This window comes from Planococcus sp. VCh962 (genome assembly GCF_057748275.1).
Genome location: NZ_JBYLHS010000002.1, coordinates 660,226 through 674,192 on the forward strand (window position 1 = coordinate 660,226; position 13,967 = coordinate 674,192).

At 47.8% G+C, this 13,967-nt stretch carries 16 protein-coding genes; 3 read left to right on the forward strand and 13 right to left on the reverse strand.

Annotated features, from left to right (window positions below; genetic code table 11):
* Positions 1-15: 15 nt before the first annotated feature.
* The 9 genes from AC3AQ9_RS10590 to AC3AQ9_RS10630 form a co-directional block, all read right to left on the reverse strand.
* Positions 16-372, reverse strand: coding sequence for a DUF4181 domain-containing protein (locus AC3AQ9_RS10590; RefSeq protein ID WP_488307436.1), 357 nt, complete (start codon positions 370-372; stop codon positions 16-18).
* 148 nt (positions 373-520) lie between these two features.
* Entirely contained in the window at positions 521-1,597 is a 1,077-nt protein-coding gene (locus AC3AQ9_RS10595) for an acyltransferase family protein (protein ID WP_488307437.1), read from the reverse strand.
* 47 nt (positions 1,598-1,644) lie between these two features.
* Positions 1,645-2,358: a glycerophosphodiester phosphodiesterase gene (locus tag AC3AQ9_RS10600; protein ID WP_488307438.1), complete on the reverse strand. Its 714-nt coding sequence runs from the start codon at positions 2,356-2,358 to the stop codon at positions 1,645-1,647.
* Positions 2,359-2,649: 291 nt separating this feature from the next.
* Positions 2,650-3,474, reverse strand: a complete 825-nt coding sequence (locus tag AC3AQ9_RS10605; RefSeq protein WP_488307439.1) for a carbohydrate ABC transporter permease — start codon at positions 3,472-3,474, stop codon at positions 2,650-2,652.
* 17 nt (positions 3,475-3,491) lie between these two features.
* Positions 3,492-4,421: a carbohydrate ABC transporter permease gene (locus AC3AQ9_RS10610; RefSeq protein WP_488307440.1), complete on the reverse strand. Its 930-nt coding sequence runs from the start codon at positions 4,419-4,421 to the stop codon at positions 3,492-3,494.
* Positions 4,408-5,487 (reverse strand): ABC transporter ATP-binding protein, encoded by a 1,080-nt coding sequence (locus AC3AQ9_RS10615; RefSeq protein WP_488307441.1) that lies wholly within the window; start codon positions 5,485-5,487, stop codon positions 4,408-4,410. The genes AC3AQ9_RS10610 and AC3AQ9_RS10615 overlap by 14 nt, the downstream gene beginning before the upstream one ends.
* A complete protein-coding gene (locus AC3AQ9_RS10620; RefSeq protein WP_488307442.1) occupies positions 5,480-6,328 on the reverse strand; it encodes an HAD family hydrolase in 849 nt (282 codons plus the stop codon). The genes AC3AQ9_RS10615 and AC3AQ9_RS10620 overlap by 8 nt, the downstream gene beginning before the upstream one ends.
* 76 nt (positions 6,329-6,404) lie before the next feature.
* Positions 6,405-7,700: an ABC transporter substrate-binding protein gene (locus AC3AQ9_RS10625; RefSeq protein WP_488307443.1), complete on the reverse strand. Its 1,296-nt coding sequence runs from the start codon at positions 7,698-7,700 to the stop codon at positions 6,405-6,407.
* A 185-nt stretch (positions 7,701-7,885) separates the two neighbouring features.
* Entirely contained in the window at positions 7,886-8,500 is a 615-nt protein-coding gene (locus tag AC3AQ9_RS10630; RefSeq protein ID WP_488307444.1) for a glycerol-3-phosphate responsive antiterminator, read from the reverse strand.
* Between the two features lie 155 nt (positions 8,501-8,655).
* Here AC3AQ9_RS10630 and AC3AQ9_RS10635 point away from each other — a divergent pair, with 155 nt between their 5' ends.
* On the forward strand, positions 8,656-9,510 hold the full coding sequence (locus AC3AQ9_RS10635) for a metallophosphoesterase family protein (protein ID WP_488307445.1): 855 nt from the start codon (positions 8,656-8,658) through the stop codon (positions 9,508-9,510).
* Positions 9,511-9,571: 61 nt separating this feature from the next.
* Here the strand turns inward: AC3AQ9_RS10635 and AC3AQ9_RS10640 are convergent, their stop codons facing one another.
* From AC3AQ9_RS10640 to AC3AQ9_RS10655, 4 genes are all read right to left on the reverse strand, one after another.
* Complete coding sequence (locus tag AC3AQ9_RS10640) at positions 9,572-10,018, reverse strand: DUF4357 domain-containing protein (protein ID WP_488307446.1); 447 nt, start codon at positions 10,016-10,018, stop codon at positions 9,572-9,574.
* A gap of 80 nt (positions 10,019-10,098) precedes the next feature.
* A complete protein-coding gene (locus tag AC3AQ9_RS10645; RefSeq protein ID WP_488307447.1) occupies positions 10,099-10,404 on the reverse strand; it encodes a hypothetical protein in 306 nt (101 codons plus the stop codon).
* A gap of 95 nt (positions 10,405-10,499) precedes the next feature.
* The gene (locus tag AC3AQ9_RS10650) at positions 10,500-10,826 is read right to left on the reverse strand and encodes a YnfA family protein (protein WP_488307448.1); all 327 of its coding nucleotides are present in this window, start codon (positions 10,824-10,826) and stop codon (positions 10,500-10,502) included.
* 251 nt (positions 10,827-11,077) lie between these two features.
* Positions 11,078-11,845 (reverse strand): TerC family protein, encoded by a 768-nt coding sequence (locus tag AC3AQ9_RS10655; protein ID WP_488307449.1) that lies wholly within the window; start codon positions 11,843-11,845, stop codon positions 11,078-11,080.
* A gap of 363 nt (positions 11,846-12,208) precedes the next feature.
* Here AC3AQ9_RS10655 and AC3AQ9_RS10660 point away from each other — a divergent pair, with 363 nt between their 5' ends.
* A complete protein-coding gene (locus AC3AQ9_RS10660) occupies positions 12,209-12,595 on the forward strand; it encodes a MerR family transcriptional regulator (protein WP_488307450.1) in 387 nt (128 codons plus the stop codon).
* Positions 12,596-12,633: 38 nt separating this feature from the next.
* Positions 12,634-13,938 (forward strand): hemolysin family protein, encoded by a 1,305-nt coding sequence (locus AC3AQ9_RS10665; protein ID WP_488307451.1) that lies wholly within the window; start codon positions 12,634-12,636, stop codon positions 13,936-13,938.
* Positions 13,939-13,967: the final 29 nt, after the last annotated feature.

Sequence of the window (13,967 nt, forward strand, 5' to 3'; positions counted from 1 at the left end):
ATTTAATATGGCAGATCAGTGAAAATTAAAGCCGATGGCAAACAGCAGCCCCATTAAAAGCGGAATAGTGAAAAGGGTCAGCAAATATTCGTTTGATTCTTCCATATACTTCCATTGTAGAAAAGCTACAAAACTTTGCATGGCCAAAACAAGCACCATCCAAAACCAGGCAATCCAGCTGCCATTTCCGGTAGTCACCAATGCGATTGAAGCTGCGATTCCAATTAAAATAATCCTTTGCCCCCACTTGCCATACTTTTTTGCAGGAGTATCAGAAAGGCTGGCTAGTTTCATGCCGAATACTTTTCTCAAAATCATTTCCAACCCAAACAATAACGCAAAAATCGCTACTGTCATAAGAAAAAATGCCATCAGCCCTTCCTCCTTCAGCTATTCCATTCATACGGATGAATCGCGGAAAAGTTCCAAACAAAAAAGCGCTTCAGCTGTCATCAGCCAAACGCTTCCGGTTATAATTCCTCTTTGATGGACTTCAATATATAGCTTATCCCGACCGAATTTACTTTTTGTTCACCAGCCACATCGAATGGTCAACGGTTTTCCAAAGAGCCGGGGCCTCCCATAAAGCAGGAGCGGCTAATCTTCCTTCCACTGCGGGCTTTGCGAAAAACACCACGGCATTCGAGCTGGTCCAAAAAACGATGGCGAGCCACACCACAGGCAGCATAGCGAAAAACCAAATCCCCGGTTCGCGCGGGAAAAGGCCCATTTCGGTAAAGGCCTTGATAAAGAAAAGATGAAGCAGATAAACATAGGCAGTACGCCTGCCGAGATAGGTAAAAGCCAACTCCTTTTTCGGTACCCATGGCAGAAACGACAGGATGCCGAGGAACATCACTCCGTAGAAAACCAGCCGGATGGCGGTTCCTTCTAACGCCGAGTCCGCAATTTCCGCATAGGGCTGCCTGGCCAACAGTGCATTGCGGGCCTGTTCCAGCGAAAAGAAGGATAAGATCAGCGAACTTGCCGCCATGCTGAAAACCGAAGCTATCCTCGCTTTCTTTTTCTTGAACCATTGCATCTGCTCTTTTCGCAAATAATGGCCGATCAAAAATAACGGGAAAAAGACAAAAGTGCGTGAAATGCTTAAATATTCGCCTGCGCTATCCACCCAGCCAATCACAATGCCGATGAAGAAAGCAGCCAAAATTGGATGCTTCAGCCTTGAGAATGGAAAAAGGAGCAGATTCCAGGCAAACAAGCTCAATAAAAACCACATGCCGAAGTTCGGTGCAAATAAGTTAGCCATCAGCTGTTCCCCGTTTTGAGCGAGGCCGTCCATCCGCAAATAGAAAATCTGGAACAGCAGATAAGGGATGAAAATGCCGATCACTAGCTTCTTGATATAAGCTTGTGGATCACGGCAAAAATGCTTCGTGAAAAAACCGCTCAGGAGGATAAGCGCAGGCATCCGAAAAGAAGTAAGAAAATTATTGGCAAAGAAAAGAGCGGCGTTCCCTTCACGTACCGGACTCATTAAATGGCCCAGCACCACAAGCGCCACCAGAATAAAGCGGGCATTATCAAAAAAAGGATCTCTTTGCCGCTGGCCGGCCTTCAGTTGAATCTGGGTCAAAAAAAGCACCTCATTTTTCTTGTTGAAATCCGAAATTCGTTAAGCCCTTATATCCACAAACGCTCCGGATGGTTGGTTGTCAAAGCGATGCTTCCATCTATTCCATGAATTCTATCGGCTTCCGCTTTATGGTCAACGGTCCAGACAATGATGTCTGTTCCATTATCGTTCAGGCTTGCCACCATTTCGGAATCGACGTATCGATGATTGACGGACACTGCTGAAGCTCCGATTTCATTGACCTGATCAATCAGCAGCAATGGTGAACCGGACATCACAAGCGTACGCTTTACATCTGCATCAAACTCCAAGCAGGTTTGCAGGCTTTTGTGGTCAAACGAAATCAACTGGCACTGCTCTTGTACTCCGTGCTTTTGAATGAGTTCGATCACTTTTTCTTCAAGCCCCGCATACACTCCGGCGGTTTGCTTCAATTCAATCAGCAGCTTTTTCCTGCCGCTTGTAAGCTCAAGCACTTCTTCAAGCGTCGGAATCTTTTCCCCGGCAAATTCCGGTCCGAACCAGCTTCCTGCATCCAAAGCACAGATTTCAGCAGCTGTCAGGTCCTTCACAGATCCCTTGCCGTTTGTGGTCCGGTCGACTTGATGGTCATGGATGACCACCGGCACACCGTCTTTTGTCAAATGCACATCGATTTCAATGCTGTCGATTTTCGGTTCTGCCAGCGCCAGTCTGACGGCGCTCAATGTGTTTTCCGGAGCTTTCCCCGACCAGCCCCGGTGTGCGATAAGTTGTCCCATGAAAATTCCTCCTTTTTGTTTCAATGTGAATGCCTGTTATAAAAGTTGAATGAATGATCATTTTTTATGCCGCTTCGGCCGCTTTGGGCTGGACTTCCGCAATGAGCCGAGAAGAGCACTCGTCTTATTGCTTCGTCTCGCCCTTGGACGCGCCTTCGCTGGAGAAGCTTTCTATAAAGGAAATGATCACTCAGTTTGCTTTTTGATGGTTACTTGCTTAGGTATGGAGCAAAATAGCAGAGACGCCGGGCAAGCGGAGCTGTTCTTCAGAATATCCGCAGATAAAAATTATTATTTCACTCCTGTATAAACGAAAGCCCGAATAATATGCTTTTGGGCAAAGAAGAAAATGACGAGAATCGGCAGCACCAAAAGCAGGTTGCCGGCCATTACGATATTCCAGGAAGCTCCGCCTTCGACTTGACGCAGCATCGCGATGCCGAGCGGCAAGGTGCGGGCGTTTTCGCTCGTCGTCATGACCAGCGGCCAGAAATAATCATTCCAATGGGCGATAAAGCTGAACAAAGCGAGCGTGATCAGTACCGGTTTCGCAAGCGGCAGCATGATTTTGCGGATAATCTGCCATTCCGTGGCGTCATCCAGGCGGGCGGCCTCAAGCAGCTCTTCCGGCACCTGCATGAACGACTGGCGCAACAGGAAAATACCGAACGCACTGGTTGCAAACGGCAGAATCAGTCCCCAGATTGTGTCAAGAATCCCCCACGAACTCAAGTTCAAGTAAACCGGCAAGAAGATCAGTTGGCTTGGAATCATCAGGCAGATCATCGTCAGCGCGAAGAAAAAGTTTTTCAGCGGGAAATCATAGCGCGCGAATGCATAAGCCGCCGGGATGATGGTGGCAAATTGCAGAATCAGGATCATAAACGTCACCACGACGCTGTTGACAAAATACTTCAAGAACGGACCGGAGTTCCAGGCATCCACAAAGTTTTGCCATTGCAGCGTTTCAGGAATCCAGACCGGAGGGAAGGTCATGGTCTCGCCCAGCGTTTTAAACGCGGTGCTCGCCATCCAAAGAAACGGGATGGCAAAGATGATGAACAGCAGGAACAGGCCCAAACCATTGATGACTTTGAAAATTGGTGATGAATTCATCTATTTCCCCTCACTTTTTATCTGTAATGTACTCGTTTGCTCAATACCTTGAAGTAAACAACAGTCAACACACTCAGGATGACAAGCAAAATGACGCCGGCCGCTGAAGCATAACCGATTTTGAAGAACTGGAAACCGTATTGATAGATATAGTAGACAAACGTGTTCGTAGAATTGATCGGGCCGCCGGCTGTCATCAAGCTGATGGTCTCAAACACCTGAAAGGAGTTGATGACGCCGATGATCGTCAGGAAAAACAGCGTCGGCGACAGCATCGGCACCGTAATCTTCATAAATCGTCTCCATGGCGGTGTATGGTCAAGCTCCGCCGCTTCGTACAAATCCTTTGGAATGCTTTGCAGGCCAGCGATAAAGACCAATGTGTTAAAACCGATGCCTTTCCAAACCGCCACCATGATCAATGAAGCGAGCGCGTAGTCAGGGCTTGTCAGCCAGGCAATCGATTCGATGCCGACCAGATTCAATGCCCAGTTCAGTAAGCCATAGTCCGCATCCATGATCCACATCCAAAGCATCGAAACGGACACCAGCGAAATGATATGAGGGCTGAAAATCGACGCCTGCATAAATGAATAGACCGCTCCAGTCCGGTTCAGCCACAATGCCAGCAGCAGCGACAGGCCAATGGTCAAAAACACCGTGAAGAACGTGTAGATAAACGAGTTGGAAATGACTTCACGGAAATCCCGGTCGGTCAGCAAATGGCTGAAGTTCGCGGTCCCGACGAAATCCTTTGTCGGACTGACAAAGTTCCAATCATGGAAACTCAAGTAAATCATGTAGCCGATCGGATAAATGAAGAACAGGCAAAAAACGAGCACTGCCGGGGAAATCATGGCGTAGGGACGCAGGTTCGCCCAGGAAAGAAAGCCTTGCCGCCCCGTTTTCTGCTCCTCCATATCCATCTGGACTTTAGCGAAGGCCATTCAATACCGCCTCCTCTTTCACCGACACATTGAATTCTGTGATGGCATTCTTGTCAGCATCGAATGGATACAGCTTCTCCAGCGGAATCGTTATGAAGCATTTGCTGTGTTTAGGCAGCGGCAAATTGAAACTGCGGATGTTCATGGTGCCGATGCTGTTTTTCACTTTGTAGACCGTTTCGGCTCCCAAGGTTTCAAGCGTCAGGATCTCGCTTTCCAGTTCCATGGTATGCGGAACGCTTGCTGGCGTTATCGAAATGCCGGCATGCTCCGGGCGGAACCCGATATAGCTCACATCTTCCGAAACCGAATCCAGGACGCCTTTAAAGGCCTGCCGCTCAAATACGTTCATCGGCGGCTGCCCGATGAATTCAGCCGCGAACATATTCCCTGGATTCTGGTAGACTTCGATCGGTGCATCTTTTTGCTGGACGACGCCTTTATTCAGGATGATGATTTCATCTCCCATCGACATCGCTTCGACTTGGTCATGGGTCACGTAAACAAACGTAGTGCCCAGTTTTTCATGCAATTGGATCAGTTCTGTCCGCATCTGCGTGCGCAGCTTGGCATCCAGGTTCGACAGCGGCTCATCAAGGATAAAGACTTTCGGCTTTTTGACCATGGCACGCGCGAGAGCCACACGCTGGCGCTGGCCGCCGGATAGTTTATCCGGTTTTTTGTTCAAATGCTCCGTCAATCCGACGATTCCGGCAATTTCCTCAATCAATTGCTGCCGTTCTTTTTTCGGCACTTTGCGGTTTGCGAGCCCGAACTCGATATTGCCTTTTACGGTCATGGTCGGGTACAGCGCATAGTTCTGGAACACCATCGCAATATCGCGCTTGCTCGGCGCCAGGTCGTTGACCAGCTTGCCGTCGATCCAGATGTCCCCTTCTGTCTGCTTTTCAAATCCTGCAAGCATCCGCAGAATGGTGGATTTTCCGCAGCCGGAGGGGCCGACCAGAACAGTGAATGAGCCGTCCTTAATGGTCAGTGAAATGTTTTTGACCACACGGTCTTCATTGAAAGTCTTCGAGATGTTTTCAAGTCTGATTTCAGCCATATGTCTCTTCCTTTCCAGTCGCCATCATCGATTCTTCATTGAGCTTGCGGATCAAATCGACCAATTCATCTATCGATTCCACAGAAATGGACCACTCTGTCGTATCGTCATGCTTGTACTCGCTGATGAGGCAGGTGCGGCCACCCACATTATGCACCGGATACAGATCATTCCATGGATGGTCCCCGACTGAAAGGATGTCGTGCGGCTCGTAGCCCTCCGTCAGCAGTTTGGTGACAAGCTCTTTGATGCCGTTTGGTTTCTTCCCGTCAAAGTAAAATTCATCGAATACTTCATTGATTTCCAGAAAGTCGACGAATTCCTGGGCTGTCGGCACCGGCGAATTCGTCATCAGGATGACGCGCTTGTTTTCGAGCCTTTTGATTTCTTCAAACAGATCTGTCCGTTTGATGATGCAATAAGCTTCCGTCAGCATCTCGCTCCGCACGTCATCGAACGCTTTTTTCACCGATTCTGCCGGAATGCTCTTCCAGGTTGCCAGCAGCTGGGCAATGCCCCACGGGTCTCCGATATAGGCAAGTGCACTGTCCCCATTTTCCGCGATTTCCAATTCCAGCCCGTCCCAGTCATAGGAAGTTACCGGACGAAGGTCCTGCTGGCGGTAAAAGACCAGGTTTTCCGGGTCATACATGAACCCCAGTTTAAAATGCTTGTTGCCTTCCAAAATGTCATAAGCGAGAGCCACTGTTTCTTCGATTTCCCTTTCCGGAAAGTTCCCTTCCATCATTTTAGAAATATAACGGCCCATAAATGTATAATCCTGATAAAGTGTTCCGTCCATGTCGAAAATCAATACCTTGATATCTTTTAGCCATTGCATGCTGCTGTCTCCCCCATCATTTGAAAAGAAAGCACCTTCCAATGCTTTCTTTTTCTGTTTTAGCCGTTTTAGCCGTTTATTTCAGTACGGCATTCGCTTTTTCAGCCGCCGTATCCAGCACTTCTTTCGTCGGGATGCTTTCATCCAAGATGCCGCGCGTTATTTCATCGATCAGAATTTTTACGACTTCCGGATAGTTTTCAGCCATCGGGCGTGCAATGCCGTTTTCAAGCTGGTCGACCGCCACTTTGAATTGCGGTTTCTCTTTGTACAGCGCCTGCATTTTCTCGGACTCTGCAGCTGACAGGCGGCTCGGCAAGTAGCCTGTGAATTCAGATGCATAAGCTGTTTGTTCCGTAGCTGTCATGAATTTGATGAATTCCCATGCAGCCTGCTGTTTTTCGTCATCCAGGCCGCTCGTCATGACCAGGTTGGCTCCGCCAGTCGGAACTTTCGCTTCTTTGCCTTTTGGCATAAAGTACGTCTTCAATTCAAAGCCTTTTTCTTCAGCAAGCTGCAGCAGGTAGGACAAATCAGCTGTTGAAGAAAACAGCATGCCGGCATGGCCGTTGATAAAGTCCTGATGCGCTTTTTCACCCGCTTCTGTTCCAGACGACAGTTTCAATGTGCCTTCGTTGGACATGTTTCTCCAAAGGTCCAACGCCTCAACGCCCGCTTCACTGTTGAAAGCCACTTCTGTATTGTCTTCGTTCATCGTAGAGCCGCCAGCCTGAGCGATGAGGGCTTCATAGATCCAGATATCGATCGGGGCGGACATGCCGATGCGCCCTTCACCGTTTGTAAAAGCTTTCGCGTATTCTTCAAACTCTTTCCATGTTTTCGGTCCAGCCGGATCCAATCCGACTTCTTCAGCCATTGTGGCGTTCATGTAAAGGATCGGAGTACTTCTCAAGTAAGGCAGCCCGTATACCTTATCGTCCACATAGGAATTGCCCATAAGCCCTGGATTAAAGTCGTCCATATTGATTTCCTCGTCGTTTTCAATGAAAGAAGTCAAATCCTGTGTCATGCCTGATTTCGCAAAAACGCCCATTGAAGCGATTTCGTTTTGCGTCACTTCTGGTGCATTGCCGGCAGCAAATGCCGCTTGTGTCTTCGCATGCAATTCATCATAAGTTCCCTGGAATTCCGCCGTCACATGGATTTTGTCCTGGGATTCATTAAACTGTTTGACCAGATTCTCGTTGTTTTCACCGATTTTATCTCCCCAGGCATACCAGTATGTAAGTTCAACTTTGTCGTTCGCCGCTTCTGCAGATCCTGAAGATGCGTCTTCGCTTTCTTCGCTTCCGCAAGCCGCCAGTACCATAAGTGCAATTGCCATTACCAATAACAAGCTGAGTTTTTTCATCTTCTTGCCTCCGTTTTCTTTTTTTAGGCGACAGCTGCCGGACTGGCACGCAAAAAGACCTCAAATAGTCCTCCGGCATCCCGGAAGGTATTTGAGGTCTCTCTTAGTGCACCCAGCAAGCTATCTACTTTTCATAATTGATTGTATCTGCCGGTTGTTAACCCAGTATGTAAAAGATGTAAAAATCACTTTAACAATTCAGCCATTGAAAAATCTTCCGCCCACAGCGACTCATTGGATGTACTGATGGCAAGTGCCCCGGCTTCGAGCGAAGCTTTCACGTGCTCTGCAGTGGACAACAGTCCACCTGTGATGACCGGGATGTCCAACTGCTCCGAATAGGAACGGATGACGCCGTATAAAGTGGCAGGCATGATTTCGATAATGTCCGGCCCAGGTTTCTGCTTGTTCTCCAGCACGTGGTTGTATACTTCCGAATCGATCATAAACACCCGCTGCACCACCAACAAGTTCCGCTCTTTCGCTTTTTTGATGAGGGCGGGCTTCGTCGTGACGATTCCAAACGGCTTGACGTAATTGGCGATGAAATCCAACCCCTCGTTGTTCAACAGCAGCCCGCCGATTTTCTCGGCGTGGATCAGGACCGGGATGCCTTCGTTTTGCAGCACATCGACATAGCGCTTCACATTCATGATGGAACCCGTCAATAAAAACACGGCGCTGATCTTATCCTTATTGGCCAGCGCCTTGTCGATTCCTTTCGGGCATTTGACCGCCGCAATTTTCTTATGCTGCTGCATACGGCGGAGCAGTTCTTCCTTGTTCCATTGTCCCTTCATCTAATGCCCCCTCCTGATGCTGTATTCTTCTTCTATTATAGGAGCTCGTAATGCGGCAAAACGGAAATTTTACAAACCTTAACAACTTCTTAAAAGCAGCTTATCAATCGTCTGCAATACTTGGGAAGGTAAGCGAATGAGAGGAGATGGAGACTTTGAAGATTGCAGTAATCGGCGATTTGCATTATCCGGCGTTAGAAGAAGGCTATTTGTTGACTGAGGAAGAACGCAACCTGTTTTACGAGAAATTTTTGGAGCGCTTTTTTTCGATTCCGGCTGATTTGTATGTATCCATTGGGGATTTGACGAATTTCGGATGGAAAGAGGAACTGGAAGAAGTCTACGCCATCATCGATCAGCATCAGAAACCATTCGTCCACGTTTTAGGAAATCATGATATATACGGGTCAACACGCGAAGAAGTCCTGATGGTCACCAAGCAGCAGCGCTACCGTGCATTCCGGACCGATTCCGCGGCACTTGCCTTTATCGATACAGCAAAAGAGCAGGACTTTGAAGACTGGGGCGGAACGCTTGATGCCGAACAGCTCGATTGGCTGGAGGGGGTTATCGGAGAAAGCGGAGATCTTCCATTGATTGTCTTTGCCCATCATCCGGTCCATGCCACCACGACAAATTCAAACCAGGACAAGCTCAGCATTCATCCGGACATTCCGGTATGGGAATTGTTAAGCAAAAAACAAGGCTGCGGCCTTTATGTAAATGGCCACAATCACTTCAATTCCGTGGCAGAACGAGAGCAATGGAGCTTCCTGCAGATTGCGGCGGTATTAGATGAACAAACTGTGCGTGTCATCGAAGTGTCCGACTCACACATCTCCATCAACTCGGTCGACTTGTACGATCCCGAACTCCATAAATGCGCTCAGGTGATCGGCGACGCCATCAACCATTTCCAGTTGAATCCGCATCCGCTTGGCACAGAAAGCGATATGAAGCACCTGATTCCGCTTCCTGTCCGTGCTGCCCAGGAGCCGGAGAAAGTTTAAATGAATTGCAGCTATACAAAAATCCCCCGTTCAATTTGAACGGGGGTTCTGTATTGGCCAATCATTTTGTCTGCTGTTCTTTCCAGCCATGCGCCCCGCTTACCCAGCCGCCGATTGCCGCACCCATCGCCGCTGCCGGCGAATCGAATTCGATGTCTTCCATGACCAGAAGCTGGTTTCCAAACGGAACGAGGCTTTTTTGGAGCAGCAGTATTTCCCGGGAAATAAGATATTTCTTCGGGCATTTTGGAGAAGTGGTGCTGGCGAATTTGGAACCCTGTTTGACGACAAACTGTCTGCCTTTAAAATATCCTTTGGCATCCGCGCCACGCTTTGACTTGGCGAAAAGCAATCCCGGCTCTGGTTCTTGAGCAATTTCACTGAACAGTCCTGTATCGAAAGGGTTGATCACCTGCCGCTGTCCGGTTTGTGCGTCCATTTCAAGGAATTGAAACAATTCCCCGTATGGTTCATGAATAATTTTTTTCAAATAAAGCTTTTTCTCCATCTTCGATCCTCCCTATATCCCATGTTTATGATTGATATAGAAAGTTCCGGCAGAAAAAGAGACAAATGAGCGGACTTGGATCAGAAATACATATAGCCAAGCATTTCCACAAAAGGAATAACAGCCAGTCCGGCAAAAAACAGCAACAGCAACAACCCGATTCCCCATGCTTTTTTATCCATCTTCCTTCGATTTACCAACAGCACAATCAGCCAAATTGGCATCGCTATGACGATATTAAAAACACATAACAGAATAGCGACCTGGACAAAAATCATGCTTTTATCTTCTATGCTGTTCCCTTGATTGACGAGCCACCCCAAAACAATCACAGCAGCCAGGAGGAGGAGCATGGCTGTTTGGTAGGCAATCCACGTATTTTTCATTTCCCACCTCTTTCAAAAGGATTTTTATTCGGACCAGCATCGCCTTTATTCCAAGCTCTTTCCGATAAGTGTTCGTATGTATGCAATAATTTCCGCTATCCCCGCGGAGCCCACAGCATCACCGATACACCGACCAGGCAAATGCTTGCTCCAAGCCAGTCATACAGATCGGGTGTTTTTTTATCGACTCCCCATCCCCATAGCACGGAAAGAATGATGAAAATGCCGCCGTAGGCTGCAAATATCCGGCCAAATGAAGAGAACGACTGGAAAGTCGCGATAACTCCGTATAAAGCCAGCGCCACTCCGCCAAAGATTCCCAGATACAGTGGCTTGCCTTCCCGCAGCCACAGCCAGATTAAATATCCCCCGCCTATTTCAGCGAGTCCGGCGACGACAAACAAGAAAATGGTATAAATCATGGATGATGCCCCTTTCATTCCGTTCTCTCGGCAATCAGGCTTCTGTCTGGATTGGCCTTTTCTTCAATCGTAACATTTAATTCAGAAAATACTATTTTATCCCTCCATAATTTCCACGGCATTTTAGTGAACAAAAAAGGAAGGAACTTGAATTCAAGTTCCTTCCTGACTTAAAACTGCCAGCAATCAATCAACCATTACGGATAAATCGAACTGCCAGGTGCCAAGCAGATTTTCAAAAAACAAAAGTTTTATGCATCCTGCTCTTTATTTTTCTTAACGCTGATTGCCGCTCCTACCGCTACAATCGTAAGCAATACGCCCCAGAAAATGAGTTTCCATTCCGTGGAATGGGCGAAATCATAAGGCAGAATCCCAAGGTCTTTATGCGCCAGCGTGAGCACTAACAGCTTGACGCCTACCCAGCCGACGATTACAAACGCCGTAGTTTCCAATTGCGGGTAGTTTGCCAGCAATTTGACGAATTTGTGGGCGGCGAAACGCATAATGACGAGGCCGACCAATCCACCCGCCAGCATTACCGCGAATTGTCCGGAGTTGATTCCCCCAATTTCACTGACACCGAACACATCCAAATGCGGCAGCGTAATGGCCAGCGCCACCGCTGCAAGCATGGAATCGATGGCAAACGCGATATCCGCCAGTTCGACTTTCAATACCGTCATCCAGAAACCGGAACCTTTTGTCGCTTCCGGTTCGATGCTATGTTCTTTGCCTTTGCGCTGATCGTAAATGTGCTTAAATGCGATGAACAGTAAATAAGCTGCCCCTAGAGCCTGAATTTGCCAAACATCCACCAAAATCGTAATCATGAACAACGCGGCAAAGCGGAACACGAACGCCCCCATCAAACCGTAAAACAATGCTTTTTTCTGCTGCTCTTTCGGCAAGTGCTTGACCATGACCGCCATTACCACTGCGTTATCTGCAGCCAATAATCCTTCCAGCGCTACCAACACCAGCAGGACCCATAAATACTCCAATAATATTGCTTCCATCATTCATCCTCCTTCTAATTTTTGCCAACAAAAAAGACCCCTGCCTAATAAAAGGCAAAGGTCTCGCTAAGCAAAATTGTTTGCTATCACAACCGATGGCTACGAACCATGTAATGACGACTGTGAAATAGGTTTCCCTACAGCTACTCCCCCTTGACATAAAGTCAAAGTCTATTGAGTTGTAACGCTAGTATAACATCTGTCGGAAGTCTGTGAACCCAAAAATTTGTCGGAATCATGGCGGACTTTTCAGACTATTAATGAATATTGCTCCAAACCATAACGTATTGCTGTATGGTTTAAAACAGATTATGTTAGGATATTCTTAACAAAAAAGGAGGCGTGTGCATTGGGAAGGGATTAATGAAAATTGGCGAAGTTGCAAAATTGAGCGGCGTGTCCACAAGAACCATTGATTATTATACAAATTGCGGGCTGTTGGCTGTTGAACGGTCTCAAGCCAATTACCGGCTTTACCCTGACACAGTGCTGCACACCCTCGAACGGATTCAGTTGTTAAAAAAGCAGCGCATGTCCATTGCCGAAATCCAGGAAGTCCTTAAGACAGGCGACATGCCAGAAACAGAGATGTTAGTTGAAGATGTAATTGAAGAATTTGATTGTTTGCAGCGAAAGATTACGCAATTGGAAGAACAGCTGAAAGATGCACCCGCGCATGTGAAGGTGCAAATCAGCAAAGAATTGGAGAATAAAATGGTGACCATCGCCACTTTACTCGCTTTGCTGTAATTAATTTTGGAGGTGAATCCCTTTTACAGGGAATATTAGTGGATATAATCACAATACTGAATTTAGCGTTATTGGTCATATTAATCGGTCTGACAGCTTTTTTCGTCGGATCCGAGTTTGCGGTCGTCAAGGTCCGCATATCGCGCCTTGACCAACTGATAGCAGAAGGAAACAAAAAGGCGGTAACGGCCAAAAAAGTAGCCAGCAACCTGGACTATTACCTGTCCGCCTGCCAGTTAGGGATTACGGTGACGGCCCTTGGGCTCGGGGCGCTCGGGAAACCGACAGTCGAGCGCCTGATGTATCCGATTTTCGAATTCTTTGCCGTTTCCGATGCTTTGGCATCAGCGGCTTCCTACGCCATCGCGTTTTTACTGGTCACCTACCTGCACGTTGTGGTCGGTGAGATGGCACCAAAAACTTTGGCGATCGAGTACGCCGAGAAAATGTCTTTGCTTCTTGCCCCTCCCCTTTACTGGTTCGGGCAAGTCATGAAGCCTTTCATTTGGGCGCTGAACGGCGCTGCCAGAGTTTTATTGAGAGCACTTGGTGTAAAGCCCGCACCGCAGGAACAGGCTTATTCAGAAGATGAGCTGAAAATTGTCATGGCCCAGAGTTTTGAAGGCGGAGCCATCAACGAAACGGAACTATCCTATATGGAGAATGTCTTTACGTTCGATGAGCGGGTCGCCAAAGACATCATGGTCCCCCGCACGGAACTTGTGACGCTCGACAAGGATATGCCTCAGGCAGAGATTATCGAGGTATTGGATGAAAACAATTATACGCGTTATCCGGTGACTGAAGAAGGTGACAAAGACCGCATTATCGGTTTTGTCAGCGCTAAAAAAATGCTGCCCCATATTGTAGCCGGAAGGCACTGGCAGCTTGAGGATTTTGTCCGGGAAGTGCCGACTGTCTTTGAACAAACCGGTCTGCAGGATGCTCTTTTGAGAATGCAGCAAGCGCATGTCCATATCGCAGTAGTGGCAGATGAATACGGCGGCACCGCAGGGATGCTCACGCTGGAAGACATCCTGGAAGAAATCGTCGGCGAAATCCGCGACGAGTTTGATGCAGACGAACAGCCTGAAATCAGCAAAGTCAGCGAAGATCAGTACCTGATCAATGGCCGTGTCCTGCTGAAAGACCTAGAGGAACGTTTTGGCCTAGCGTTTGATGAAAGCGAAGATATCGACACCATCGGCGGCTGGATTCATTTCCGAAGCATGGGGGAAGTCCAGCCTGGTGATACACTGAGCAAAGACAATACCTTATGGACGGTCACCGAGATGGACAATCAGCAGATCAAACAAGTCATGTTCCATCAGGAACTGTCTTAAGCTTTAAAACAGAAGATAAATTGTAATAA